The following is a 24,696-nucleotide window of genomic DNA, read 5'->3' on the forward strand; positions in this document are numbered from 1 at the left end:
TGTTATGAATGTACCCTTTAGCTATGCATCACCGACGCTGAGCGTTGAGGCGTTAAAGCATTCTATTGCCTATAAGCTGATGTTTATCATCGGCAAAGATCCGGCCATCGCCAACAAGCATGAATGGCTTAACGCCACGCTGTTTGCCGTTCGCGATCGCATGGTGGAGCGCTGGTTGCGCTCCAACCGCGCGCAGCTCTCGCAGGAAGTGCGCCAGGTATACTATCTGTCGATGGAGTTCCTGATCGGCCGTACCCTCTCGAATGCCCTGCTGTCGCTCGGCATCTATGACGATGTGAGCAGCGCGCTGGCGGAGATGGGGCTCGATCTCGAAGAGCTGATCGATGAAGAGAACGACCCCGGGCTTGGCAACGGCGGTCTGGGCCGCCTGGCGGCCTGCTTCCTTGACTCCCTGGCGGCGCTAGGCCTGCCGGGACGCGGCTATGGGATCCGCTACGACTACGGGATGTTTAAACAGAATATCGTCGATGGCCGGCAAAAAGAGTCCCCTGACTATTGGCTGGAGTACGGTAACCCGTGGGAGTTTGAGCGCCACAATACCCGCTATAAAGTGCGCTTCGGCGGCCGCATTCAGCAGGAGGGGAAGAAAACCCGTTGGATTGAGACGGAAGAGATCATCGCTGAAGCCTACGACCAGATTATCCCCGGCTTTGACACTGACGCCACCAACACGCTGCGTCTGTGGAGCGCACAGGCCAGTAGCGAAATAAACCTCGGTAAGTTCAACCAGGGTGACTATTTCGCCGCGGTAGAGGATAAGAACCACTCCGAAAACGTCTCCCGCGTGCTCTATCCGGACGACTCAACCTACTCCGGCCGCGAGCTGCGCCTGCGCCAGGAGTATTTCCTCGTCTCGGCCACGGTGCAGGATATCCTGAGCCGCCATTACATGTTGCATAAGACCTATGACAACCTGGCGGACAAGATTGCCATTCACCTGAATGATACCCACCCGGTGCTATCGATACCGGAGCTGATGCGCCTGCTTATCGATGAGCATAAATTCAGCTGGGACGAGGCGTTCGAGGTGACCTGCCAGGTCTTCTCCTATACTAACCATACCCTGATGAGCGAAGCGCTCGAGACCTGGCCGGTGGATATGCTGGGTAAAATTCTCCCGCGCCATCTGCAGATTATCTTTGAGATTAACGACTACTTTCTCAAGACTCTGCAGGAGCAGTATCCCAACGATACCGCGCTGCTCAGCCGTACCTCGATCATTGACGAGTCCAACGGCCGTCGCGTGCGGATGGCCTGGCTGGCGGTGGTGGTCAGCCACAAGGTCAATGGGGTGTCGGAGCTCCATTCCCGGTTGATGGTGGAGTCGCTGTTTGCCGAATTCGCTAAAATTTTCCCGATGCGCTTTACCAACGTGACCAACGGCGTCACGCCGCGCCGCTGGCTGGCGCTGGCCAACCCGCCGCTGTCGAAAGTGCTGGATGAGCATATCGGCCGCACCTGGCGGACCGATCTGAGCCAGCTTGACGAGCTGAAGCAGCATATCGACTATCCGACGGTCAACCAGGCAGTGCGTCAGGCTAAACTGGAAAACAAACAGCGGCTGGCCAGCTATATTGCGCAGCAGCTCAATGTGGTGGTGAATCCGAAGGCGCTGTTTGATGTGCAGATAAAACGCATTCACGAGTACAAACGCCAGCTGATGAATGTGCTGCACGTTATTACCCGCTATAACCGGATCAAAGCCGATCCGCAGGCCGAGTGGGTGCCGCGGGTGAATATTTTCGCCGGTAAGGCGGCTTCAGCCTACTACATGGCCAAGCATATTATTCACCTGATCAACGATGTGGCAGCGGTGATCAATAACGATCCGCAGATTGGCGACAAGCTGAAGGTGGTCTTTATCCCCAACTACAGCGTCAGCCTGGCGCAGCTGATCATTCCGGCAGCAGACCTGTCGGAACAGATCTCCCTCGCAGGCACGGAAGCTTCCGGCACCAGTAATATGAAGTTTGCCCTTAACGGCGCGCTGACTATCGGCACCCTCGACGGGGCGAACGTGGAGATGCAGGAGCACGTGGGCGAAGAGAATATCTTTATCTTCGGTAACACCGCGGAAGAGGTGGAGGAGCTGCGTCGCAGCGGCTATAAACCGCGCGAATACTACGAGCAGGATGAAGAGCTTCACCAGGCGCTGACGCAGATCGGTACCGGCGTTTTCAGCCCGTCGGAACCGGGGCGCTACCGCGACCTGCTGGATTCGCTGATTAACTTTGGCGACCACTACCAGGTGCTGGCGGACTATCGCAGCTATGTGGACTGCCAGGATCGCGTCGACGAGCTGTATCAACATCCGGAAGAGTGGGCCTATAAGGCGATGCTGAATATTGCCAACATGGGCTACTTCTCTTCCGACCGGACGATCCAGGAGTACGCGAAATATATCTGGCATATCGACCCGGTAAGGCTGTAAGCCAGTCAACGCAACACATCGGGGCCATTTGGCCCCGTTGTTTCATTATTGCGGTTGAACCTGGCCTCAGGCGTTTCCGCCGGGCAGCGTTACGACGCTAACGACAGCTCAGACTTTCCCGCATGCTGCGCCAGCCATTCGCTGATGCGCGCCTGCTGCTCGCCATTCAGCCACATGCCCTGTTTGGTACGGCGCCAGATGGCGTCATCCAGGCTGCGCACCCATTCATGCTCAACCAGATACTTCAGCTCGGCTTCATAAAACTCATGGCCAAAATCTTCTCCCAGATCGCTCAGGGCGCTGGCTTCCTTCAGGATCCACTCGCTGTTGCTCCCGTAGGTGCGGGCATAATGGCGGGCCAGTGATTCGCTGATGAACGGGAAGCGACGGCGCAGTTTTGCCGCGTAGTCGTCGCGGTCGCCGCCGATATCGCCGCCGGGGAGCACCGCGGTTTTGGTCCATGCCGGGCCGATCCCTTTGTAATACGGGGTCAGTTTTTCCAGCGCGTGCTCGGCCAGTTTGCGATAGGTGGTCAGCTTCCCGCCGAAGACGGAGAGCAGCGGCGCCTGGCCGTTCTCATCGTGAATATCCAGCGTGTAGTCGCGGGTGATCGCCTGCGGCGAATCCGACTCGTCGTCGCACAGCGGACGGACGCCGGAGTAGGTCCAGACGATATCGTCCCGGCTGAGGGTCTTTTTAAAGTGCGCGTTATAGACGTTCAGCAGGTAGTTAATCTCTTTATCATCAATGGCCACCGCTTTCGGATCGCCCTTATACTCGACGTCCGTCGTGCCGATGATGGAGAACTCATCCATCCACGGGATAACAAACACAATACGTTTATCTTCGTTTTGCAGAATGTAGGCCTGCTTCTGGGTATGTACCCGCGGCACCACGATGTGGCTGCCCTTAATCAGGCGGATACCGTAAGGCGAGCGCAGATGCATCCCTTCGTCGAAGAACTGTTTGACCCATGGACCGGTGGCATTAACCAGACCGCGCGCCTTCCAGGTAAACTTCTCGCCGCTATCAATATCTTCCGCTTCCACCACCCACAGGCCATTCTCTCGTTTTGCCGAGATGGCGCGAGTGCGGGTGCGTACTTCGCCGCCTTTGCGGACGACCATCTGCGCGTTGGCCAGCACCAGGCGGGCATCGTCGACCCAGCAGTCGGAATATTCGAAACCGCGCACAATTTCCGGCTTAAGTACCGACTCTGCGCCAAAACGCAAGCCGGTGGATCCCGGCAGGCTGGTGCGTTTGCCCAGATGATCGTACATAAATAAGCCGATACGGATCATCCATGCCGGACGCAGATGCGGGCGATGCGGGAGACGAAAGCGCATCGGGAAGGCGATATGCGGGGCCATTTTTAACAGCACTTCGCGTTCGGCCAGCGCTTCGCTGACCAGGCGGAACTCATAGTGTTCGAGGTAGCGTAGCCCGCCGTGGATCAGTTTGGAACTGGCGCTGGAGGTGGCGCAGGCGAGATCGCGCGCTTCCAGCATCAGTACGGATAAACCACGCCCGGCGGCATCTGCCGCGATACCGGCACCGTTGATGCCTCCGCCTATCACAATCAGATCTTTGGTTTCCACGTTCTTACCCTCTCACACTTTCGTTTAAGCTCACAAATGCTCGATATCGCTCACTATAGCAAACAAACGCGCTTTTGGTAACATCAAAAAAACATTTTGGAGTGATGGGTGTAACATATTGGCGTTTCTTTACCGCCTGACGGTACACTACAGGGTAAAATTGGGCCGGCCATCGCCCGTCATGACGAGTAAGAGAAGAGAACCATGGAACAGTTTGAATGTATCAACGTTGAAGAAGCGCACCAGAAACTGCATCAGCAGACGGCGGTTTTGGTCGATATCCGCGATCCGCAAAGCTATGCGATGGGCCATACGCCGGGCGCGTTTCATCTGACCAACGATACGCTGGGCGCGTTTATGCGTGACCACGACTTTGACACGGCGGTGATGGTGATGTGCTATCACGGCAACAGCAGCAAGGGCGCCGCGCAATATCTGCTGCAGCAGGGGTTTGATAAGGTCTACAGCGTTGACGGCGGGTTCGACGCCTGGCATCGCCATTTCCCGGCGGAAGTGGCGCACGGGACGTTTTAACGACTGGCAGGTATACTATCTCCCTTTGTGTGGAATAAGCGATTCGCTGCATGTTAATGATTACCTCTTTTGCCAACCCGCGCGTGGCCCAGGCGTTTGTCGATTATATGGCGACGCAGGGGATTATCCTGACTATCCAGCAGCACACCCAGAGCGACGTCTGGTTGGCTGATGAGAGCCAGGCCGGGCGCGTCAGGGCTGAGCTGGCGCGTTTTCTCGAAAACCCGGCGGACCCGCGCTATCTGGCGGCGAGCTGGCAGTCCGGACAGACCAATAGCGGGTTGCGCTATCAGCGCTTTCCTTTCTTTGCCACGCTGCGGCATAACGCCGGCCCGTTCACCTGGGCGATTCTGCTAATCTGCATCGCGGTGTTCATCCTGCAAAATCTGGTGGGCGATCAGCCGGTGATGATTTGGCTGGCCTGGCCCTACGATCCTTCGCTGCAGTTCGAAGCCTGGCGCTATTTCAGCCATGCTTTCATGCATTTCTCGCTGATGCATATTCTCTTCAACCTGCTATGGTGGTGGTATCTCGGCGGCGCGGTGGAAAAGCGCATCGGCAGCGGCAAGCTGGTGGTGATCACCGTCATCAGCGCCCTACTGAGCGGCTTTGTGCAGCACCAGTTTAGCGGCCCGTGGTTTGGCGGCCTGTCGGGCGTGGTCTACGCGCTGATGGGCTATGTCTGGCTGCGGGGCGAGCGCGATCCGCAGAGCGGTATTTATCTGCAGCGCGGGTTAATACTCTTCTCTTTAGTGTGGTTAATTGCTGGCTGGTTTGATGTTTTCGGCATGGCGATCGCCAACGGCGCGCACGTGGCTGGTCTGGCGACCGGTCTGGCGATGGCGTTTGTCGATACCTTGCATGGGCGAAAACGCGCATAAAGACTTACCGACAGGGGTCGGGTAGGCGACATTTTTCCAGGGATATTTCATGAAACAAACACAACGTCATGACGCCATTATCGAGCTGGTAAAAAAACAGGGTTACGTCAGCACGGAAGAGCTGGTTGAGCAGTTTGCGGTCAGCCCGCAGACCATCCGCCGCGACCTGAACGATTTAGCCGAACAGAAAATGATCCTCCGCCACCACGGCGGCGCGGCGCTGCCCTCCAGCTCGGTGAACACCTCCTGGCACGATCGCAAAGCGACCCAGACGGCGGAGAAAGAGCGTATCGCCCGGCGGGTGGCCAGCGAGATCCCGGACGGGGCGACGCTGTTTATCGATATCGGCACCACGCCGGAAGCGGTGGCGCACGCCCTGCTCGATCACAACGATCTGCGGATTGTGACCAATAACCTTAACGTCGCCAACACGCTGATGGTGAAAGAGGACTTCCGCATTATTCTTGCCGGCGGCGAACTGCGCAGCCGCGACGGCGGGATCATCGGAGAAGCTACCCTCGATTTTATCTCGCAGTTCCGTCTCGACTTCGGCATTCTCGGCATCAGCGGCGTCGACAGCGATGGCTCGCTGCTGGAGTTTGATTATCATGAAGTGCGCACCAAGCGCGCGATCATTGAGAATTCACGCCACGTGATGCTGGTGGTGGACCATACTAAGTTTGGCCGTAACGCGATGGTCAACATGGGAAGCATCAGCATGGTCGATGCGGTCTATACCGACGTGCTGCCCCCGGCGGGCGTGCTGAAGGTCATTACCGATAACAACCTCCAGCTCGAGCTGTGCTAAACGGCAACGGCGTCGTCAGACGCCGTATCCCATCATCTTAAGCAACTGCTGGGCATGCTGCACCGCGTCCTGACGGTGGGCGACGCCCAGTTTCTGATACAGATTGCGAATGTGGGTCTTGATGGTGGTGGCCGCCACGTCAAGCTCGCCGGCAATCTGCTCGTTGCTGTAGCCGGAATAGATTAAGCCAAGCACCTGCCATTCGCGCTGGGTCAGCGGGCTGGTGCGGATAAGCTCCGGCACCTCCGGGTGATTCAGCAGCCGCTCGACGAACCCTTCGTCAAAGTGGGCGAATTTGTGGCGATGATGTTGGTTAATGTCGCGCAGAATACGCTGGGCGCGGTGTTGCTCCAGCTCCGGCAGGGTGTTCAGCTGGATCAGCTGGCGCAGCTGCTGGGCCATCGCCTCGCCTTCAATCACAAAGTGGTTGATAAAGCCGGTGCGGTTGGCGAGCGTCAGGGCTTCCAGCAGGGCTTTCTGCGCTTCGCTCTTGCGTCCTGCCTGCCAGTACAGCTGGTTGAGCAGCAGCAGGTTGCGGTTGAGATCGCTCATCAAACGCAGCGAACGCGCATTTTCGTTCAGCTCTTCCAGCACCATTTCCGCGGGTTCGAAATCGCCCAGCAGGATCTGCGCGCGGGCAATATTGCGCCATTGGCTCTGCAGGAAGTGGTTATTGGCGAATTCCGGCTTCGGCGTCTGGCGCAGCCAGTTGGCCGCCGCGGTTTTATCGCCGGTCATCTGCCAGTAGATCACCCGCACCTTGTCGGCGTTGGAGACCCAGTCGCTGTGATAGTGACCATTACCGAGCAGGTTCTCCAGTCGGTTCAGGTGGCTGCGGGCATTATCCAGATCGCCGCGCGCCAGCGAGCATTGCACCATGAGCGCCAGGCACTGTAGCTGCTGCTGTGGTTGATAAGTTGAGAGGACCTCCATCCCCTGACGGGCGCAGGCTTCAGCTTCGTCGAGGCGCGCCCATGCCCACAGCAGCTGAGAGCGGATGCGCAACAGGAACTCATGCATCGGCAGCTGCTCAAGATGCTGTTCGCGTACCAGCTGGAAGGCTTTCTCCTGGCTCTCCCAGGCGGCCTGCAGGAAGCCCTGGGCGAACAGAATTTCGCTTTGCTGAATGATGCTCCACAGGGCGTAATGCCACACGTCGTGACGGCGGGCCATCTGTTCGGTCTGCTGCATCACGGCGAGAGATTTGGTCAGTTTACCCTTACAGTGGAGGACTTCGCCATGTACCGAGGTGGCGACGATGCGGCTGTAATAGTTGGCCAGCGGCAGCTCTTCCAGGGCCACCATCGACAGACGTTCCGCCTCGTCCTGGTCGCCGTCGTTAATCGCCACCTGCGCGCGCAGGGCGTTGAAATCGCCATGCATCGCGGTATCCATTTCGACGCTCATCTCCTGCTCGGCGCGCGCCAGCAGGGTGTTGACTTCGCTGTAGCGATGCTGGCTCTGCATCAGCCAGGCCTGCAGCAGGATCAGGCGTGGATTTTCCAGCAGATTTGACCAGGGCAGCGCCGACAGCGACTGCTCCAGCAGACCCAGTTCGCTATGGTTAAACATGCCCCAGGCGTGATTGAGCAAGATATCGCGCAGCATTTTGGCATCGCCGGCCGCCAGCGCATGGTGGATAGCCTCGCTGGGGAAGCCTTGCGCCATCCAGCTCTCCGCCGCGGCGCGGTGGATCTCCGGCAGTTCAACCGCCAGCTCCCACTGACAGCGCTGGCGCAGGAAACTGCCAAACAGCGGGTGATAGCGGAACCATTCGCCGGAATCATCCATCCGCTGCAGGAACAGCCCCTGACGTTCGATCTCCTCCAGCTGCATCTGGCCATTCTCTTCGCCGGTGACGCGAACGATTAACGCGTCGTTCATTGAGCGCAGCAGCGAACTCTTCAGCAAAAAGTTGCGCGTGCGGGCGTCGACGTTATCCAGCACTTCATCCACCAGATAATCCGACAGATGGCTGGCGTTAATCCCGGCGAGTCGGCGGGCGGAGTGTTGGGCGGAGGAGTTATTCTGGCGGGCGGAGAGGGCAATGAGCTGCAGCGCGGTGGCCCACCCGGCGACGTCGTCGCACAGCCGGCTGCTGTCGTCGGCTTCGATAGGCGACGTCAGACGGCAGTCGAAAAATTGTTTCGCTTCCTGGTGGGTAAAGGCCAGCTGCTGGCTGCCAATCTCCAGCAGCTGATCGCGGACGCGCAGGTTGGCAATCCCCAGCTGCGGCAGGTTCCGCGACAGGACCACGAGGGTCATATTCTCCGGCTGATGGCGGAGGAAAAAGCGCATCGCGTCATGGATCACCGGATTATTGATCAGATGGTAATCATCAATGACGAGGTACAGCGGGCGCTGCCAGTCGGCGAGTTCAATAAACAGCTGCGCAAAAAGAGAGGAGAGGCTGGCGTACTGGCGCTTTTGCACCATCGCTTCACTGGCCGCGCAGTGGTTGCCGGTGGCCTGCTGGATCGCCGCGATCAGATAACTGGCAAAACGCTCCTGCTGGTTGTCGCCTTCGTCCAGCGAAAACCACCCAAGATCGTTTTTACCTGCGGCCCACTGAGAAATGAGCGTTGTTTTACCGTACCCGGCAGGACTGGTGATCAGCACGAGACGATAATTGTTCGCGCCGGAAAGTTTCGCCAGTAAACGCTCACGAACCACGGTGTGTTCAAGGCGGACCGGACGACTTAATTTGGACGGAATCAACATAGTTCTACATTTCGCTGTGCAAGAGAGAGGTTGCGATTTTTTTTGCGCTTCGTAATTAATATCTAATAAGGTCGGTGATTATGAAATTTATTGCAAGTTATGTCCGAAGTTTATGCTCTTGAATTTGCTCTATGTCACAAATTTCGACATTGGTTGCGAATGGGGGAAAATCGCAGGCAAGACTCGTCGTCAGCGGTTTTTAGCCGGTGGTGAGCGGAGCGGGGAGAGATTAAATTTATGTCTGAAGTAGTTGTTTGTTTTTATTAAATTATTGTCAGTGATTTCTTAGAAGTAATCTTTTTTGCGGGTTAATGTGATGAAATGTGCTTATTTTCCCGGAGGTCTCTATTTATTTTTTTAATAACCCTGCGAAGGGCGGGAAAATTTTTGCCGCGTATTGGCCTGTAACAAATTTTTGGTCGGCAGAAATGGCATCTCGACTGTCATACTGCGGTGATTTTTACAGCATATTTTGGCCTTCTCACCCACACTATAGTGGTCAGGATCACACTTTTCGCTCATCCCCGGCACTCCTCCCTGTCTAATCCCCGTCGGGATGAGGACGATGAATCGGGAGGTCGGCACACTAGCGCCATCGTTTTAGTAAAGGACCCGGATCTCATTATGTCACAGACTTCATTTAACAAAGCTCAGTTTCAGGCTGCACTGACGCGTCAGTGGCAGCGTTTTGGTTTACAGTCCGCTTCCGAGATGACGCAGCGTCAATGGTGGCGCGCCGTCAGCGGAGCGCTGGCGGAACTTCTGTCGGCGCAGCCGGTGGCAAAACCAGCGCAAGGACAGCGTCACGTTAACTACATCTCGATGGAGTTTCTGATTGGCCGCCTGACCGGCAACAACCTGCTCAACCTGGGCTGGTACGAGGGCGTGAGCGACGCGCTGAAAGGCTATGACGTTAACCTCACCGATCTGCTGGAAGAAGAGACCGACCCGGCGCTGGGTAACGGCGGCCTGGGCCGTCTGGCAGCCTGCTTCCTCGACTCCATGGCGACCGTGGGGCAGTCGGCGACCGGTTACGGCCTCAATTACCAGTATGGTCTGTTCCGCCAGTCCTTTGACGACGGCCAGCAGAAGGAAGCTCCGGACGACTGGGGCCGCAGCAGCTACCCGTGGTTCCGCCATAACGACGCGCTGGATGTCCAGGTCGGTATCGGCGGCAAAGTCAGTAAAAACGGCGAGTGGCAGCCGGCGTTCGTCATTACCGGCGAAGCCTGGGACCTGCCGGTGCTAGGCTATCGCAACAACGTCGCCCAGCCGCTGCGTCTGTGGCAGGCCAAACATGCTCATCCGTTTAACCTGACCAAATTCAACGACGGCGATTTCCTGCGCGCCGAGCAGCAGGGCATCGACGCGGAAAAACTGACCAAGGTGCTGTACCCGAACGACAACCATCAGGCCGGTAAAAAACTGCGCCTGATGCAGCAGTACTTCCAGTGCGCTTGCTCAGTGGCCGATATCCTGCGTCGTCATCATCTGGCAGGCCGCAAGCTGGCCGAGCTGGCGGATTACGAAGTGATCCAGCTGAACGATACGCACCCGACCATCGCCATCCCGGAGCTGCTGCGCGTGCTGATCGACGAGCACCAGTTGAGCTGGGATGACGCCTGGGCGATCACCAGCAAAACCTTTGCTTACACCAACCATACCCTGATGCCGGAAGCGCTGGAGTGCTGGGATGAGAAGCTGGTGAAAGCGCTGCTGCCGCGCCATATGCAGATCATTAAACAGATTAACGACCGCTTTAAACTGCTGGTGGACAAAACCTGGCCGGGCGATAAGCAGGTCTGGGCGAAACTGGCGGTGGTGCATAACAAGCAGGTGCGGATGGCCAACATGTGCGTGGTGGGCGGTTTTGCCGTCAACGGCGTAGCGGCGCTGCACTCGGACCTGGTGGTAAAAGATCTGTTCCCGGAATATAACCAGCTGTGGCCGAACAAATTCCATAACGTGACCAACGGCATCACGCCGCGCCGCTGGATCAAGCAGTGCAACCCGGCGCTGGCCACGCTGCTGGATGAGACGCTGAAAAAAGAGTGGGCCAATGACCTCGACCAGCTGATCAACCTGGAAAAATATGCTGACGATGCGGCGTTTCGTCAGACCTATCGCGATATTAAGCAGGCCAACAAAGTTCATCTGGCCGAGTTTGTGAAGCAGCGTACCGGGATTGAGATCAACCCGCAGGCGATTTTCGACATTCAGATCAAACGTCTGCACGAGTACAAGCGTCAGCACCTCAACCTGCTGCATATCCTTGCGCTGTACAAAGAGATCCGCGAAAACCCGCAGGCCGATCGCGTACCGCGCGTCTTCCTGTTCGGCGCGAAAGCGGCGCCGGGCTACTATCTGGCGAAGAACATTATTTTCGCCATCAACAAGGTAGCGGAAGCGATCAACAACGACCCGAAAGTCGGCGATAAGCTGAAAGTGGTTTTCCTGCCGGACTACTGTGTTTCGGCTGCGGAAAAACTGATCCCGGCGGCAGATATCTCCGAGCAGATCTCCACCGCGGGCAAAGAAGCCTCTGGTACCGGCAACATGAAACTGGCGCTGAATGGCGCGCTGACCGTCGGGACGCTGGATGGCGCCAACGTGGAAATCGCCGAGCAGGTCGGTGAAGAGAACATCTTTATCTTCGGCCACACGGTAGAAGAAGTGAAAGCCCTGAAAGCGAAAGGCTACGAACCGCTGAAATGGCGTAAAAAAGATAAACTGCTTGATGCGGTGCTTAAGGAGCTGGAGAACGGCACCTATAGCAACGGCGACAAGCATGCCTTCGACCAGATGCTGCACAGCCTGCTGCAGGGCGGCGACCCGTATCTGGTGCTGGCCGATTTCGAAGCCTACGTGGCGGCGCAAAAACGGGTAGACGAGCTGTATCGCGACCAGGAGGCCTGGACCCGCGCGACAATTCTCAACACCGCGCGCTGCGGCATGTTCAGCTCCGACCGCTCGATCCGCGATTATCAGCAACGTATCTGGCAGGCGAAACGCTAAAGGAAGGCCTATGGAGAGTAAACGCCTCGATAATGCCGCGCTGGCGGCGGGCATCAGCCCCAGCTATATCAACGCGCACGGCAAGCCGCAGTCTATCGCGGCTGTCACCAAACAGCGTCTACTGGATGCGATGCATCGCTCAACCGCCGCCACGAAAGTGGCGGTTAACCCGCTGCCGAACGTGAAGATCTTCACCCACGGCAAAAAAATGTCGCTGCCGGTGGCAGGACGCGGTGAGTATCAGTGGATCCTGACCACTGAGGACGGTAAGCAGTATCAGGGTAAAACCCGCGGCGGCGAGACGCTACCGCTGCCGGCCAAACTGCCGGAGGGGTATCACTCCCTGACGCTCACCCAGGAGGGGGAGCGCTGGCACTGCCGGACCATCGTCGCCCCGGCCCGCTGCTATGAGCCGCAGCCGCTGAAAGAGGGGAAAAAGCTGTGGGGCACCTGCGTGCAGCTGTATACCCTGCGTTCGGAGAAAAACTGGGGGATCGGCGATTTTGGCGATCTGCGCGCCATGCTGCCGGAAATCGCCCGCCGCGGCGGGTCGTTTATTGGTCTCAACCCGATCCATGCCCTCTATCCGGCGAACCCGGAGAGCGCCAGCCCCTATAGCCCGTCTTCACGTCGCTGGCTGAACGTTATCTACATCGACGTCAATGCGGTTGACGATTTCCAGCATAGCGAAGAGGCGCAGGCGTGGTGGCAGTCCGCAGCGACGCAGCAGGCCTTGCAGGCGGCGCGGCAAACGGATGATGTGGACTATACCGCGGTCACCACGCTGAAAATGACCGCGCTGCGTATGGCGTGGAAACGATTCTCTCGTCGTGAAGATGAGCAGATGACGGCGTTCCGCGAGTTTGTTCTGCGTGAAGGGGAAAGCCTTTACTGGCAGGCCGCTTTCGATGCGCTGCACGCCTGGCAGGTTCAACAGGACCCGCTGCGCTGGGGCTGGCCGGCCTGGCCGAAGGCCTTTCAGGATATCGACAGCCCGGAGGTGAAAGCCTTCTGCGTCGAGCATGAGGACGACGTCAGTTTCTATCTCTGGCTGCAGTGGCTGGCCTGGAGCCAGTTTGCCGCCTGCTGGGAAACCAGCCAGCGCGATGGGATGCCGATCGGCCTCTACCGCGATCTGGCGGTGGGCGTCGCCGAAGGCGGGTCGGAGACCTGGTGCGACCGTGAGCTGTACTGCCTGAAAGCGTCCGTGGGCGCGCCGCCGGATATTCTGGGTCCGCTGGGCCAGAACTGGGGCCTGCCGCCGATGGATCCGCATATTATTGCCGCTCGCGCCTATGAGCCGTTTATCGACCTGCTGCGCGCCAATATGCAGAACTGCGGCGCGCTGCGCATCGATCACGTGATGTCAGTGCTGCGTTTGTGGTGGATCCCCTATGGTGAAACCGCCGACCATGGCGCTTACGTCCAGTATCCCGTCGACGATCTGCTGTCGCTTCTGGCGCTGGAAAGCCAGCGTCATCGCTGCATGGTGATCGGCGAAGATCTGGGCACGGTACCGGTGGAGATCGTCAGCAAGTTACGCAACAGCGGCGTCTATTCTTATAAGGTGCTCTATTTTGAGAGCGATGCAGAGAAAACGTTCCGCGCGCCGGCGCTGTACCCGGAGCAATCAATGGCTGTGGCGACGACGCACGACCTGCCCACCCTCCGCGGCTACTGGGAAAGCGGCGATCTGACGTTAGGTAAAGCGCTGGGTCTCTATCCTGATGAGGTGGTGCTGCGCGGGCTGTACCAGGACCGTGAGCTGGCGAAACAAGGGCTGCTGGATGCGCTGCATAAGTACGGCTGTCTGCCCAAGCGTGCCGGCCATAAGGCCTCCCTGATGAGCATGACGGGGATCCTCAACCGGGGGATGCAACGTTATATTGCCGACAGCAACAGCGCCCTGCTGGGCCTGCAGCCGGAAGACTGGCTGGAGATGGCGTCGCCGGTCAATATTCCGGGCACCAGCACCGAGTACCCGAACTGGCGCCGGAAGCTTTCCGTCACCCTTGAGCAGATGTTTGCCGATGAACAGGTCAATAAGCTGATTAAGGATCTGGATAAACGGCGCAAGGCGGCGAGCAAAAAAGCCGCCTCCTGATGACACCCCGCCGCGCGCTCCTCTGCGCGGCGAAGAGTATGTCCGATAAAAAAGGCCGGTCCGCATCATGCGGACCGGCCTTTTTCTGTAGCGGGAGTGGCCTTACACCACCATCCCCAGCAGCAGACAGCCTACCAGGCCGCAGACAGAGATAATGGTTTCCAGTACCGACCAGGACCTGATGGTCTCGCCGATGGTCAGGTTAAAGTACTCTTTGAACAGCCAGAAGCCCGGATCGTTCACGTGGGAGAAGATAACGCTGCCGGAGCCGACCGCGATAACCATCAGCTCCGGGCTGACACCGGTGGTGGCGATCAGCGGCGCGGCGATCCCGCCCGCGGTGATGGCGGCAACGGTCGCCGAACCCAGCGCGATACGCAGTACCGCGGCGATGGACCATGCCATAAACAGCGGAGACATATTCGATTCGTGCATGATAGAAGCGATGTATTTATCCATGCCGCTATCCACCAGCACCTGTTTGAAGGCGCCGCCGCCGCCGATGATCAACAGCATCATGGCGATGATTTTAATAGAAGAGGTCAGGGTATCGTTGATCTGCTCCATGGAGCGGCCGCGGTTCAAACCGAAGGTGAACAGGGCGATCAGTACCGCAATCAGGGTGGCCATCACCGGGTCGCCGAAGAATTCGGCAATCGGCAGGAAGGCGTGGCCCTTCGGCAGGATCATCTCGGCCACGGCGCGCATCGCCATCAGGATCACCGGAACCAGCGAGGTCCAGACGCTGACGCCAAAGCCAGGCATCTCTTCTTCAGTGAACACTTTCGGGTTATGCAGGCCTTCCGGGATCGGCTTATCAATGCCTTTCAGGAAACGGGCGAAAACCGGGCCGGCGAGAATAACCGTCGGGATAGCCAGAATGGTGCCGTAGAGCAGCGTTTTACCCATATCGGCGTGGAAGATGGTGGCGATCGCGGTCGGACCCGGGTGCGGCGGCAGGAAGCCATGGGTGACGGAGAGCGCGGCGGCCATCGGTACGCCGACGTACAGCAGCGGAATACGGGCCGAGGCGGCGATGGTAAACACCAGCGGCAGCATCAGTACGAAGCCCACTTCATAGAACAGGGCGAAACCGACGGTGAAGCCGGTCAGGACCACCGCCCATTGAATATGCTTCTTACCGAACTTATTGATAAGCGTGGTGGCGATACGCTGAGCGCCGCCGCAGTCTGCCAGCAGCTTACCGAGCATAGCGCCGAAGCCCATGATCAGCGCGAGGCTGCCAAGGGTGCCGCCAACGCCGTTTTTGATGGAAACGATCACTTTATCCAGTGGCATACCCTGCATTAATCCGACGGCGAGCGCCACCAGAACCAGCGCAATGAAGCCGTTCATTTTGAAACGGATCATTAACAGCAATAACAGGGCAACCCCGATAGCAACGATGACTAATGGCATGATTTACCTGGCCTTAATTTGTTATGGGTAACGTCAAAGTTTGAACCTGTAGAGCATCCGCTCCGTCAGGGAGCAAAATAGTCTGGCACCGTAAACGCTTGCATTATCCTTACCCAGAGAAAGGATAGCTGGCTATTTTTTTGCCGGTGGTGCCTGAAGTGGATGATACGGGTAACATGTGAGGGTTGAGAATCACCTGACCGGGGAAAATGTTAAATATGAGACTTAAGTCATACTCTTTCCCCGGTTTTTGCCGGTCGTTTAGTGGGAGATGTTGCGCGGTAACACAGAAAGGAGAAAGGAGAGCCGGCGACAGCGTGCCGCCGGAGGAAAGGCTTAGTAGTAGGAGTGCTCGCCGCGCTGGTGCTCGGTCAGATCGCGAACCCCTTTCAGCTCTGGAAACTCGTTCAGCAGCTGTTTTTCAATACCTTCTTTCAGGGTTACGTCGACCATCGAGCAGCCATTGCATCCGCCGCCGAACTGCAGGATAGCCAGACCGTCGTCGGTGATCTCCATCAGCGACACGCGACCGCCGTGGCCGGCCAGCTGCGGGTTAATCTGCGACTGCAGCAGGTACTCGACGCGCTCCATCAGCGGGGCATCGTCAGCGACTTTGCGCATTTTGGCGTTCGGCGCTTTCAGGGTCAGCTGCGAGCCAAGCTGGTCGGTGACGAAATCAATTTCAGCGTCTTCCAGATAGGGCGCGCTGAGCTCATCGACATAGGCGGTCAGCTGTTCAAATTTCAGCGCCGTGTCGGTGTCTTCCACCGCATCCGGTGGGCAGTAGGATACGCCGCACTCAGCGTTTGGGGTGCCGGGATTAATCACAAATACGCGAATTTGCGTCCCTTCTTCCTGATTTGCCAGCAGTTTGGCAAAGTGCGCTTGTGCAGCATCGGAAATACGGATCATAGCGTTGGCCTAATAGTTGACTATTTTACTGGGTTATAATACGCCCATCAGCGGGGGTCTACAAGGTACGGCATATACACCATACCTGAACCGTCGCGGCGCCGTTTCGCAAAAGCAGGCGGGATATCTCGGCGACGGTGCTGCCGGTCGTGACGACATCATCCACCAGAGCGATATGGAGTCCCTGGACGGCAAATTCAAGCTGAAAGGCATTTTTCAGGTTCTGCCTGCGCAGGCGGGCATTGAGCGAATGCTGCACGGCGCCCGCTCGCTGGCGCGTCAGGCCGTCGCGACGCCAGACGCACCCACGCCAGCGGGCCAACGGTCGGCACAGCTCATCGCACTGATTATAACCCCGGCGCCAGCGGCGGCGATGCCACAGCGGCACGCCGACCAGCGCGTCTAGCGGCGGCAAATCGTCGCGCTGTTTAAGGCGCAGCAGCAGCAGGCGCGCCAGGGCGGGGCCCAGTTCCGGACGATGGTGAAACTTCAGCTGCCGCACCAGGTCGCTCAGCGGCGAACGATAGTCATTGACCGCCACCATTCGATGCCAGGGCGGCGGCTTTTGCAGGCAGCGGCCGCAGGGATGCCGGGACATTGCCGCCGGCAGGCCGCACTGCGGGCAGAGCGGGGGGCAGGCGAGCAGGGCGCGGCTGCAGCGAGAGCAGATCCCCCAGCGGGCGACCGCCAGCGGCATTTGGCATAGCCAGCATAAGCTGTGTGCTGTTAGCATATTTGGCCTTCTGTCCAGTAAAAAAGAGAACGGTAACGGATGAACGACATCTGGTGGCAAACAATCGGCGAAGGTGATTGTCATCTTGTGCTGCTGCACGGTTGGGGACTGAACGCTCAGGTCTGGGATTGCATCACGCCGCAGCTGGCTTCGCATTTTACCCTTCACCTGGTGGACCTGCCTGGCTATGGCCGTAGCGGCGGGTTTGAGGCGATGTCACTGGAGGCGATGGCGCAGCGGGTGCTGGAGCAGGCTCCGCCTCAGGCGGTGTGGCTGGGCTGGAGCCTGGGCGGGCTGGTGGCCAGCCAGGTCGCGATTATGCGTCCGCAACGGGTGCAGGCGCTGGTAACGGTTGCCTCTTCCCCCTGTTTCGCGGCTCATGAGGACTGGCCCGGCATCAAGCCGGAGGTGCTGGCCGGATTTCAGCAGCAGCTGAGCGAGGATTTCCAGCGCACCGTCGAGCGGTTCCTCGCACTGCAAACCATGGGCACGGAGAGCGCCCGTCAGGATGCGCGGGCGTTAAAGCAGGCGGTGCTCTCGCTGCCGATGCCTTCCGCTGAGGCGCTGAACGGCGGTCTGGAGATCCTCAGAACCGTCGATCTGCGCCAGGCGCTGGTCGGGCTGCCGATGCCGTTTCTGCGGCTGTACGGTCGACTGGACGGGTTGGTGCCGCGCAAGATTGTCCCGTTGCTGGATAAGCTATGGCCGGAAAGCGAGTCAATTCTCTTTGACAAGGCAGCGCATGCGCCGTTTGTTTCCCATCCCGCAGCCTTTTGCGAGTCGCTGATGGCGCTCAAAAAACGGCTGGAGTAATTTTTTTTGCCGCGCCATGGTAAAAGGGCCATTCACAGCAATACTTAGGTTGTTACGGTGGTTGATTATTTCATTCCGCCACCGTGACCTACAATAACAACCTAATGGAGAGTAGAGGCTATGAAACTTGTTACAGGAATGGTTGCATCTCTGGTGATTGGCTGTCTGTCTTTTGGCGCATTCGCAGCGAAAGAGATCCAAAAAGAGGACGTGGCGAAGATGAATCTGACCAAGGTCGGCAGCATCACGACCTCAAGGACGACCTCGCCGATGGACGCCCGACGCGATCTGTCGAAAAAAGCTGATGAGCTGGGTGGAAAATACTTTGTGGTGATTGCCGGGCAGAAAAACGAAAAAACCGTTCACGCTAACGCTGACGTGTATAAATAATCCAGTCATAAAAAACGGGCCTGTTGGCCCGTTTTTCTCTGCTGTCACACTCGTTTTACCCCATGGCGCTGGCTGGCCTTACTCCCTTCATCGCAGCGCCCACCACTCCTGCTGGCACGCCGCTTTCCCTTCAGGACAGCTTTTACAGCTGCCGGAGAGGCAGCCCTCGCTCGTTTCGCTGATCCGAACCACCTTGCCCATGGCTTCCATGCGTTCGAGCATGGCGTCAATCAGCGGCTGAGGCGTCCGCAGGCGGGCGCTGAGCTGTTTCGCCTCCATGCGGCCCTGCAGGGCCAGCATATCGCGGACTTCCATTAACGACGCCACCGCTCCTCCTTAGTGGCAATCGCCAGCCGGGCTGGAACAGCAGGAGGTCGGCGTTTTCCGGGTGGCCAGCAGCGAGACGTCAACCCGGCTGCGCGCCCGACGCAGCAGACCGAAGAGCACTACGTTGAACAATACCACCGCCAGGATACACGCCAGGCTGTAGCGCGGATGGTCGCTAAAGCTGACGGTCTGGTAGTAGAGCGTCGAGAGCGAATAGGCGATATTCAGCCCCCACAGAATGGAGAAGGTCATCCAGCCGCGGCTCGATTCGCGGGCGATGGCGCCCATCACCGAGATGCAGGGGATGTAGAGCAGAACGAAGATCAGATAGCTGTAAGCCGCCGCGGCGCTGCCAAATTTACTGCCCATCACGCCCATCGCGCCGGTGGCCATTTCGCCATCGCCTTTGCTGGCTTCGATGGGGTTGGCCAGGACGCTGAGGCTGAAGGTGTCTTTCAGTCCCTGCCATGTCTCGTCGACGGCCGCCAGCAGTTCTTCGCCGAGGCTGAAGGTCCGCGGATTGAACTCCTCGTTCTGGATATCTTCGGCGGTATAGAGGGTGTTCAGCGTACCGACCACCACCTCCTTCGCCATCGCGCCGGTAAACAGGCCCACGGTGGCCTGCCAGTTATCTTCATGCACGCCGATCGGCTTAAACACCGGAGTAATGACCCGGCTCACCGAGGCCAGCGCGGAGTCGTTGATGTTGTCGACGACCTTGCCGCTCAGCGAGAAGCTGTTCAGCGCGCTGAGGAAGATGCTGACAATGACGATCACCTTCCCGGCGCGCAGCACAAAGCCTTTCAGGCGCTGCCAGGTCTGGATAATCAGGCTCTTGATATGCGGGACGTGGTACACCGGCAGCTCCATCACGAACGGCGAGGCTTCGCCGCGCATAATGGTGTGCTTCAGCATCAGGCCGGTGAGAATGGCCATCACAATGCCCAGCACATAGAGCGAGAAGACCGCCAGCGCGCCGTTCTGACCAAAGAACGCGGCCGCGAAGACGGCGAAGATCGCCAGCCGCGCGCCGCAGGACATAAACGGCGCCATCATAATGGTCATCAGACGTTCGCGCGGGGCGTCGAGGGTGCGGGCGCCCATCACCGACGGCACGTTACAGCCGAAACCGACAATCAACGGGACAAAGGATTTTCCCGGCAGGCCGAGGGCTTGCATCAGGCGGTCCATGACAAAGGCGGCGCGCGCCATGTAGCCGGAGTCCTCAAGGAAAGAGAGGAACAGATACATCATGCCGATCTGCGGCACCAGCGGCAGCACGGTGTTGATACCGCCGCCGATCCCCTGGGCGAGGAACACGGTCAGCCAGTCCGGGAAGTGCAGGGTGTAGCCCAGCCATTGAATACCGTGAATAAAGACCGCGACCGAGCCGGCGTCAAAAATCGGCTGCAGCGCGCCGCCGATGTTGATCGCCAGCAGGAACATCAGATACATGACAAAGAGAAAAATCGGCAACCCGAGGAAGCGGTTGAGGATCACCTTGTCCATCGCCGCGGTAAAGCGGCTTGGCTCGGCGGTCAGGGTGTTGCTGACGGCGTCGCAAATGGCGGCGATGGTCTGATAGCGCGCGTCAGCGATATGCAGCGCCGGGTCGTCGATCTCGTCGCTAAGATTCGCCAGGGTGATATCCAGTTTATCGGCGGCGTCGCCGGCATAGGCCCGGCTGTAGATGTCGCCCTCCAGCATCTGCAGACCGAGCCAGCGCCGTTGCTTGACCGGGATCTGCGCTGACATCTGCTGCGCCAGCAGGTCAGCTTCGCGCAGCAGCGGCTGCGGATAATGGACCAGCTCAATATCGCTGTTCGCCTGATGACGGTCGAGGGCAATCTTCAGCGCTTCGATCCCGCGTCCGCGGGTCGAAACCAGCGGAATGACCGGGCAGCCGAGGCGCGCGGCGAGGGCATCGATATCGATACGCACCTGCTGCTTTTCGGCAATATCCAGCATGTTCAGCGCCACGACGCAGGGGATCCCCAGCTCAAGCAGCTGCAGCGTCAAATAGAGGTTTCGCTCGAGGTTGGAGGCGTCGACCACGTTAATCAGCATGTCGGCCTCGCCGCTGAGGATGTAGTGGCAGGCGATCTGCTCGTCCAGCGAGGTCTGCGAAGAGATGGTGGTCAGAGAGTAGGTCCCGGGGAGGTCAACCAGCGTGACCTGGTGGTCAGTGGTGGCGAACACGCCCTCTTTACGCTCAACGGTGACCCCGGCCCAGTTGCCCACGCGCTGGCGGGCGCCGGTCAGTTGATTAAATAAAGTGGTCTTGCCGGAATTAGGATTACCAATTAAACCAACGGTTAATTTTTTCATATTTCAGACTCTTGTGCCGGGCCAGCCGTTATTGTGCAACCGCTTCCAGTTCGATTAAGGCGAGATCTTTTTTGCGTAATACCAGACTGACGCGTCGGGTTTCAATATGAACAGGATCGCCGAGCGGCGCCACGCGCACCACATGAAAAGAGGATCCGGGCAGCATGCCGAGGGAGAGCAATTTTTGACGGTATGCTGGGCTAATATCGCGGGAGAATCCAATGATTTTCCACGCACTATCAGGTGTGAATTGCATAGGGCCTACTTGTCTATCGCTAACCGAAGATGAATTGACCGGGCGTCGGGATGTCACCGCGCCGGATACCATAGCCAACGAAAAAAGAAAAAATCATTCTGAAAGTGATGATAATGAGAATGGTTTTTATCATCAATACATATGATGCGATCAACACTATTTTTAAAGCGGAAATCACTTTTTTATTGATGTGCCGCAAAATCTGTCTGTGATCGAAAATGCACGAAATATTATTTCGGCGATCTAATGTTTAATTAAGGTTTCTTAAGTTAACGAAATGAAAATATTAATTTCGCTGTCTTCAGGCGTGGAATAAAAACAGGTTATCAGAAACAACTGAACCTGTTTTGCGCGTGATGGCGATGGCCTGGTCATGAAAAGAAAACTGCCCCTGAAAAGGGGCAGGGTGGGATTAGCGTTTTTTACCCATCGCCGCCGCGAGGGCATCCATCATCGCGCTGTTGCCGGCAGGCTGCGCGTCGCGACCGCGAGGTTTGGCGGCTTTCGCGGCCGGGCGGTTGCCCTGCGGGCGATCCTGACCGCCGCCGCGGCGGGCGTTGCTGTCGCCCGGCTGCTCGTCGAGACGCATGGTCAGGGCGATACGCTTACGCGGCAGATCGACTTCCATGACCTTGACCTTCACGATGTCGCCCGCTTTCACCACGGTGTGCGGATCTTCAACAAACTTGTCAGAAAGCGACGAAATGTGGACCAGTCCGTCCTGATGGACGCCGATATCGACAAATGCGCCGAAGTTGGTGACGTTGGTGACGGCCCCTTCCAGAATCATCCCCGGCAGCAGATCGTTCATGGTCTCTACGCCGTCGGCGAACTTCGCTGTCTTAAACTCCGGACGCGGGTCGCGGCCCGGTTTTTCCAGCTCTTTGATGATGTCGGTCACGGTCGGTACGCCGAACTTCTCATCGGTGAAATCCACGGCCTTCAGGTGGCGCAGCGCACTGCTATTGCCCATCAGATCTTTCAGCGCCTGCTGGGTAGCGGCCAGAATGCGTTCGACCACCGGGTAGGCTTCCGGGTGAACGGTGGAGGCATCCAGCGGGTTGTCGCCGTGGTTGATACGCAGGAAGCCGGCGCACTGTTCAAAGGCTTTCGGCCCCAGGCGACTGACCTTCAGCAGCTGCTGGCGGTTCTGGAACTGGCCGTTCTCGTCGCGCCAGGCGACGATGTTCTGCGCCATCATGCGGGTCAGGCCGGCCACGCGGGTCAACAGCGGCACGGAGGCGGTGTTCAGGTCAACGCCGACGGCGTTCACGCAGTCTTCCACCACCGCGTCTAGCTTACGCGCCAGCTGGGTCTGGCTGACATCGTGCTGATACTGGCCGACGCCAATGGATTTCGGGTCGATTTTCACCAGCTCGGCCAGGGGATCCTGCAGACGGCGGGCGATGGAGACCGCGCCGCGCAGCGACACGTCGAGGTCAGGGAACTCCTGCGCCGCCAGCTCGGAGGCGGAGTAAACGGAAGCCCCGGCTTCGCTGACGATCACCTTCTGGGCGGTGACCTTCGGGAACTGTTTCTGCACGTCGAGGAAGAAACGCTCGGTTTCACGCGAGGCGGTGCCGTTGCCGATCGCCACCAGCTCGACGTTGTGCTTCTCGCACAGCGCCGCCACGACAACCGCCGCTTTAGCCGCCTGGCCGGTGTGGGGGTAGATGGTATCGGTGGCCACCAGTTTGCCGGTACCGTCAACCACGGCCACTTTCACCCCGGTGCGCAGGCCCGGGTCAAGGCCCATGGTAGCGCGCAGCCCGGCGGGCGCAGCCATCAGCAGGTCGTGCAGGTTGCGGGCGAAGACGTTAATAGCTTCGTCTTCGGCGCGCTCGCGCACGGTACCCATCAGCTCGGTTTCGAGATGCATCAGGACTTTGATCCGCCAGGTCCAACTGACGACGCCTTTACGCCAGCTGTCCGCCGGGGCGTTATTCAGGCGCAGGCCCAGATGGTCGATAATAATCTGCTCGCAGTGGCTCTCTTTCGGCGGCTCGTCAAACTGCGGGTCAGCGTTTAAAGAGAGCTGCAGGACGCCTTCGTTGCGACCGCGGAACATCGCCAGCGCGCGATGCGACGGCACGGTGGCGATCGGTTCATGGTGATCGAAGTAGTCGCGGAATTTGGCGCCTTCCTCTTCTTTGCCGCTGACGACGGTGGAGACCAGGTGGGCGTTTTTCCACAGATAGTCACGGACCTTCGCCAGCAGCGCGGCGTCTTCGGCAAAACGCTCCATCAGGATATAGCGCGCGCCATCCAGCGCCGCTTTGCTGTCGGCCACGCCTTTATCGGCATCAATATATTTTGCGGCTTCCGTTTCCGGATCGTGGGACGGTTCGTTCCACAGCAGGTCAGCCAGCGGCTCCAGCCCCGCTTCGATAGCGATCTGCCCGCGGGTACGGCGCTTCGGCTTGTACGGCAGGTAGAGATCTTCCAGTTCAGTTTTGCTGAGCGTGGTGTTGATGGCTTTTTCCAGCGCGTCGGTCAGTTTGCCCTGTTCAGCGATGGATTTGAGGATCGCCTGACGACGGTCTTCCAGTTCGCGCAGATAGCCGAGGCGGGTTTCCAGATTACGCAGCTGCGTGTCATCCAGACCGCCGGTGACTTCTTTACGATAACGTGCAATAAACGGCACGGTGTTCCCTTCATCAAGCAGGCGAACGGCAGCTTCTACCTGTTCGGCTCTGGCCTGAAGTTCACCCGCAATAATGCGGCAGAGCGAATCATTCATCATGGCTTTTAATTCATCTTTAGGGTCAAAAAACAGGGACTAGTTATACGGACTGACGGCTAAAAATGCCAGTCGCGCCGGGCGTCTCTCGGAAAGTTCTTGTCTATTTAACGTATTCGATCTCATTGACATACCAGCTGGCTTCGCCCGCCGGCGTGTTGACGATGGCCAGATCGCCAACCTCTTTTTTTAACAGTGCGCGCGCCATCGGCGAGTCGATGGAGATATAGTCTTTGCGGCCAAAAATTTCATCGTAACCGACGATGCGAAAGCGCTTGATATCGCCTTCATCGTTTTCAATCTCTACCCAGGCGCCGAAGAAGACTTTACCTTCCTGTTGCGGCGAGTAATCGACAATTTTCAACTGTTCCAGACATTTGGTCAGATAGCGGACCCGGCGATCGATCTCGCGCAGGCGCTTTTTGTTGTACTGGTAATCCGCGTTCTCGCTGCGGTCGCCAAGGCTGGCGGCCCAGGTCACCTTTTTGGTCACTTCCGGGCGCTCCTGGCGCCACAGATAGTCCATCTCCTGCTTCAGTTTTTCATATCCCTCGCGGGTGATCAGCGGCGTTTTCATCGTGAGTTCAACCTTCTGACAGTCTGTCGTTGCGCACAATTTGTAGCGCGTAATAATACCGACAGGATAAATACTGTGTCTTATGATT

General features: G+C 58.1%; 18 protein-coding genes. 8 read left to right on the forward strand and 10 right to left on the reverse strand.

The window, feature by feature from the left end; all coding sequences use genetic code 11:
* Positions 1 to 4 precede the first annotated feature (4 nt).
* Positions 5 to 2,452, forward strand: a complete 2,448-nt coding sequence (gene glgP, locus KHQ24_RS01320) for a glycogen phosphorylase (protein WP_004202135.1) — start codon at positions 5 to 7, stop codon at positions 2,450 to 2,452.
* 89 nt (positions 2,453 to 2,541) lie between these two features.
* On the opposite strand, the gene glpD is transcribed toward glgP, so the two are convergent.
* Positions 2,542 to 4,050, reverse strand: coding sequence for a glycerol-3-phosphate dehydrogenase (gene glpD / locus KHQ24_RS01325; protein WP_004202136.1), 1,509 nt, complete (start codon positions 4,048 to 4,050; stop codon positions 2,542 to 2,544).
* Between the two features lie 204 nt (positions 4,051 to 4,254).
* Here glpD and glpE point away from each other — a divergent pair, with 204 nt between their 5' ends.
* Genes glpE through KHQ24_RS01340 form a run of 3 tightly spaced genes read left to right on the forward strand, consistent with a single transcriptional unit; the run spans position 4,255 to position 6,273 of the window.
* Positions 4,255 to 4,584 carry a thiosulfate sulfurtransferase GlpE gene (glpE, locus tag KHQ24_RS01330; protein ID WP_004202138.1) on the forward strand — a complete coding sequence of 110 codons (330 nt, stop codon included), beginning with the start codon at positions 4,255 to 4,257 and terminating at the stop codon, positions 4,582 to 4,584.
* Positions 4,585 to 4,634: 50 nt separating this feature from the next.
* The gene (glpG, locus tag KHQ24_RS01335; protein WP_017899968.1) at positions 4,635 to 5,465 is read left to right on the forward strand and encodes a rhomboid family intramembrane serine protease GlpG; all 831 of its coding nucleotides are present in this window, start codon (positions 4,635 to 4,637) and stop codon (positions 5,463 to 5,465) included.
* A gap of 49 nt (positions 5,466 to 5,514) precedes the next feature.
* Complete coding sequence (locus KHQ24_RS01340; RefSeq protein ID WP_002920548.1) at positions 5,515 to 6,273, forward strand: DeoR/GlpR family transcriptional regulator; 759 nt, start codon at positions 5,515 to 5,517, stop codon at positions 6,271 to 6,273.
* A 15-nt stretch (positions 6,274 to 6,288) separates the two neighbouring features.
* On the opposite strand, the gene malT is transcribed toward KHQ24_RS01340, so the two are convergent.
* Entirely contained in the window at positions 6,289 to 8,994 is a 2,706-nt protein-coding gene (gene malT / locus KHQ24_RS01345; RefSeq protein WP_004202139.1) for an HTH-type transcriptional regulator MalT, read from the reverse strand.
* Positions 8,995 to 9,618: 624 nt separating this feature from the next.
* On the opposite strand from malT, the gene malP reads away from it, so the two are divergent.
* Positions 9,619 to 12,009: a maltodextrin phosphorylase gene (malP, locus tag KHQ24_RS01350; protein WP_211777096.1), complete on the forward strand. Its 2,391-nt coding sequence runs from the start codon at positions 9,619 to 9,621 to the stop codon at positions 12,007 to 12,009.
* 10 nt (positions 12,010 to 12,019) lie between these two features.
* Positions 12,020 to 14,113: a 4-alpha-glucanotransferase gene (gene malQ / locus KHQ24_RS01355; protein WP_049116360.1), complete on the forward strand. Its 2,094-nt coding sequence runs from the start codon at positions 12,020 to 12,022 to the stop codon at positions 14,111 to 14,113.
* A 102-nt stretch (positions 14,114 to 14,215) separates the two neighbouring features.
* Here the strand turns inward: malQ and gntT are convergent, their stop codons facing one another.
* The 3 genes from gntT to gntX form a co-directional block, all read right to left on the reverse strand.
* On the reverse strand, positions 14,216 to 15,532 hold the full coding sequence (gntT, locus tag KHQ24_RS01360; RefSeq protein WP_004202142.1) for a gluconate transporter: 1,317 nt from the start codon (positions 15,530 to 15,532) through the stop codon (positions 14,216 to 14,218).
* A 336-nt stretch (positions 15,533 to 15,868) separates the two neighbouring features.
* Positions 15,869 to 16,444, reverse strand: coding sequence for a Fe-S biogenesis protein NfuA (gene nfuA / locus KHQ24_RS01365; protein ID WP_004202143.1), 576 nt, complete (start codon positions 16,442 to 16,444; stop codon positions 15,869 to 15,871).
* A 58-nt stretch (positions 16,445 to 16,502) separates the two neighbouring features.
* Entirely contained in the window at positions 16,503 to 17,177 is a 675-nt protein-coding gene (gntX, locus tag KHQ24_RS01370; protein ID WP_108433219.1) for a DNA utilization protein GntX, read from the reverse strand.
* Between the two features lie 39 nt (positions 17,178 to 17,216).
* Between gntX and bioH the strand changes: the two genes are divergently transcribed.
* Complete coding sequence (gene bioH / locus KHQ24_RS01375) at positions 17,217 to 17,990, forward strand: pimeloyl-ACP methyl ester esterase BioH (RefSeq protein WP_108433220.1); 774 nt, start codon at positions 17,217 to 17,219, stop codon at positions 17,988 to 17,990.
* Positions 17,991 to 18,110: 120 nt separating this feature from the next.
* Positions 18,111 to 18,380 (forward strand): YdgH/BhsA/McbA-like domain containing protein, encoded by a 270-nt coding sequence (locus tag KHQ24_RS01380; RefSeq protein ID WP_004202149.1) that lies wholly within the window; start codon positions 18,111 to 18,113, stop codon positions 18,378 to 18,380.
* A gap of 87 nt (positions 18,381 to 18,467) precedes the next feature.
* Here the strand turns inward: KHQ24_RS01380 and feoC are convergent, their stop codons facing one another.
* The 5 genes from feoC to greB form a co-directional block, all read right to left on the reverse strand.
* Entirely contained in the window at positions 18,468 to 18,707 is a 240-nt protein-coding gene (feoC, locus tag KHQ24_RS01385) for a [Fe-S]-dependent transcriptional repressor FeoC (RefSeq protein WP_004202151.1), read from the reverse strand.
* A 9-nt stretch (positions 18,708 to 18,716) separates the two neighbouring features.
* Entirely contained in the window at positions 18,717 to 21,035 is a 2,319-nt protein-coding gene (gene feoB / locus KHQ24_RS01390; RefSeq protein WP_064178583.1) for a Fe(2+) transporter permease subunit FeoB, read from the reverse strand.
* Positions 21,036 to 21,063: 28 nt separating this feature from the next.
* Positions 21,064 to 21,291, reverse strand: a complete 228-nt coding sequence (gene feoA / locus KHQ24_RS01395; protein ID WP_004202154.1) for a ferrous iron transporter A — start codon at positions 21,289 to 21,291, stop codon at positions 21,064 to 21,066.
* A 412-nt stretch (positions 21,292 to 21,703) separates the two neighbouring features.
* Positions 21,704 to 24,034: a Tex family protein gene (locus KHQ24_RS01400; RefSeq protein WP_043522596.1), complete on the reverse strand. Its 2,331-nt coding sequence runs from the start codon at positions 24,032 to 24,034 to the stop codon at positions 21,704 to 21,706.
* Between the two features lie 100 nt (positions 24,035 to 24,134).
* Complete coding sequence (gene greB / locus KHQ24_RS01405; protein ID WP_002920503.1) at positions 24,135 to 24,608, reverse strand: transcription elongation factor GreB; 474 nt, start codon at positions 24,606 to 24,608, stop codon at positions 24,135 to 24,137.
* Between the last annotated feature and the right edge of the window lie 88 nt (positions 24,609 to 24,696).

The sequence above is a fragment of the Klebsiella sp. 54 genome (assembly GCF_018223875.1).
GTDB lineage: Bacteria > Pseudomonadota > Gammaproteobacteria > Enterobacterales > Enterobacteriaceae > Klebsiella > Klebsiella quasipneumoniae.

Bases quoted from the DNA above. Each gene is read 5' to 3' on its own strand.
- glpG (WP_017899968.1), top strand. From the start codon at position 4,635: ATGTTAATGATTACCTCTTTTGCCAACCCGCGCGTGGCCCAGGCGTTT.
- feoB (WP_064178583.1), bottom strand. From the start codon at position 21,035: ATGAAAAAATTAACCGTTGGTTTAATTGGTAATCCTAATTCCGGCAAG.
- malT (WP_004202139.1), bottom strand. From the start codon at position 8,994: ATGTTGATTCCGTCCAAATTAAGTCGTCCGGTCCGCCTTGAACACACC.
- nfuA (WP_004202143.1), bottom strand. From the start codon at position 16,444: ATGATCCGTATTTCCGATGCTGCACAAGCGCACTTTGCCAAACTGCTG.
- glgP (WP_004202135.1), top strand. From the start codon at position 5: ATGAATGTACCCTTTAGCTATGCATCACCGACGCTGAGCGTTGAGGCG.
- KHQ24_RS01380 (WP_004202149.1), top strand. From the start codon at position 18,111: ATGAAACTTGTTACAGGAATGGTTGCATCTCTGGTGATTGGCTGTCTG.
- KHQ24_RS01400 (WP_043522596.1), bottom strand. From the start codon at position 24,034: ATGATGAATGATTCGCTCTGCCGCATTATTGCGGGTGAACTTCAGGCC.
- malP (WP_211777096.1), top strand. From the start codon at position 9,619: ATGTCACAGACTTCATTTAACAAAGCTCAGTTTCAGGCTGCACTGACG.
- glpE (WP_004202138.1), top strand. From the start codon at position 4,255: ATGGAACAGTTTGAATGTATCAACGTTGAAGAAGCGCACCAGAAACTG.
- greB (WP_002920503.1), bottom strand. From the start codon at position 24,608: ATGAAAACGCCGCTGATCACCCGCGAGGGATATGAAAAACTGAAGCAG.
- malQ (WP_049116360.1), top strand. From the start codon at position 12,020: ATGGAGAGTAAACGCCTCGATAATGCCGCGCTGGCGGCGGGCATCAGC.
- gntT (WP_004202142.1), bottom strand. From the start codon at position 15,532: ATGCCATTAGTCATCGTTGCTATCGGGGTTGCCCTGTTATTGCTGTTA.
- bioH (WP_108433220.1), top strand. From the start codon at position 17,217: ATGAACGACATCTGGTGGCAAACAATCGGCGAAGGTGATTGTCATCTT.
- feoA (WP_004202154.1), bottom strand. From the start codon at position 21,291: ATGCAATTCACACCTGATAGTGCGTGGAAAATCATTGGATTCTCCCGC.
- KHQ24_RS01340 (WP_002920548.1), top strand. From the start codon at position 5,515: ATGAAACAAACACAACGTCATGACGCCATTATCGAGCTGGTAAAAAAA.
- gntX (WP_108433219.1), bottom strand. From the start codon at position 17,177: ATGCTAACAGCACACAGCTTATGCTGGCTATGCCAAATGCCGCTGGCG.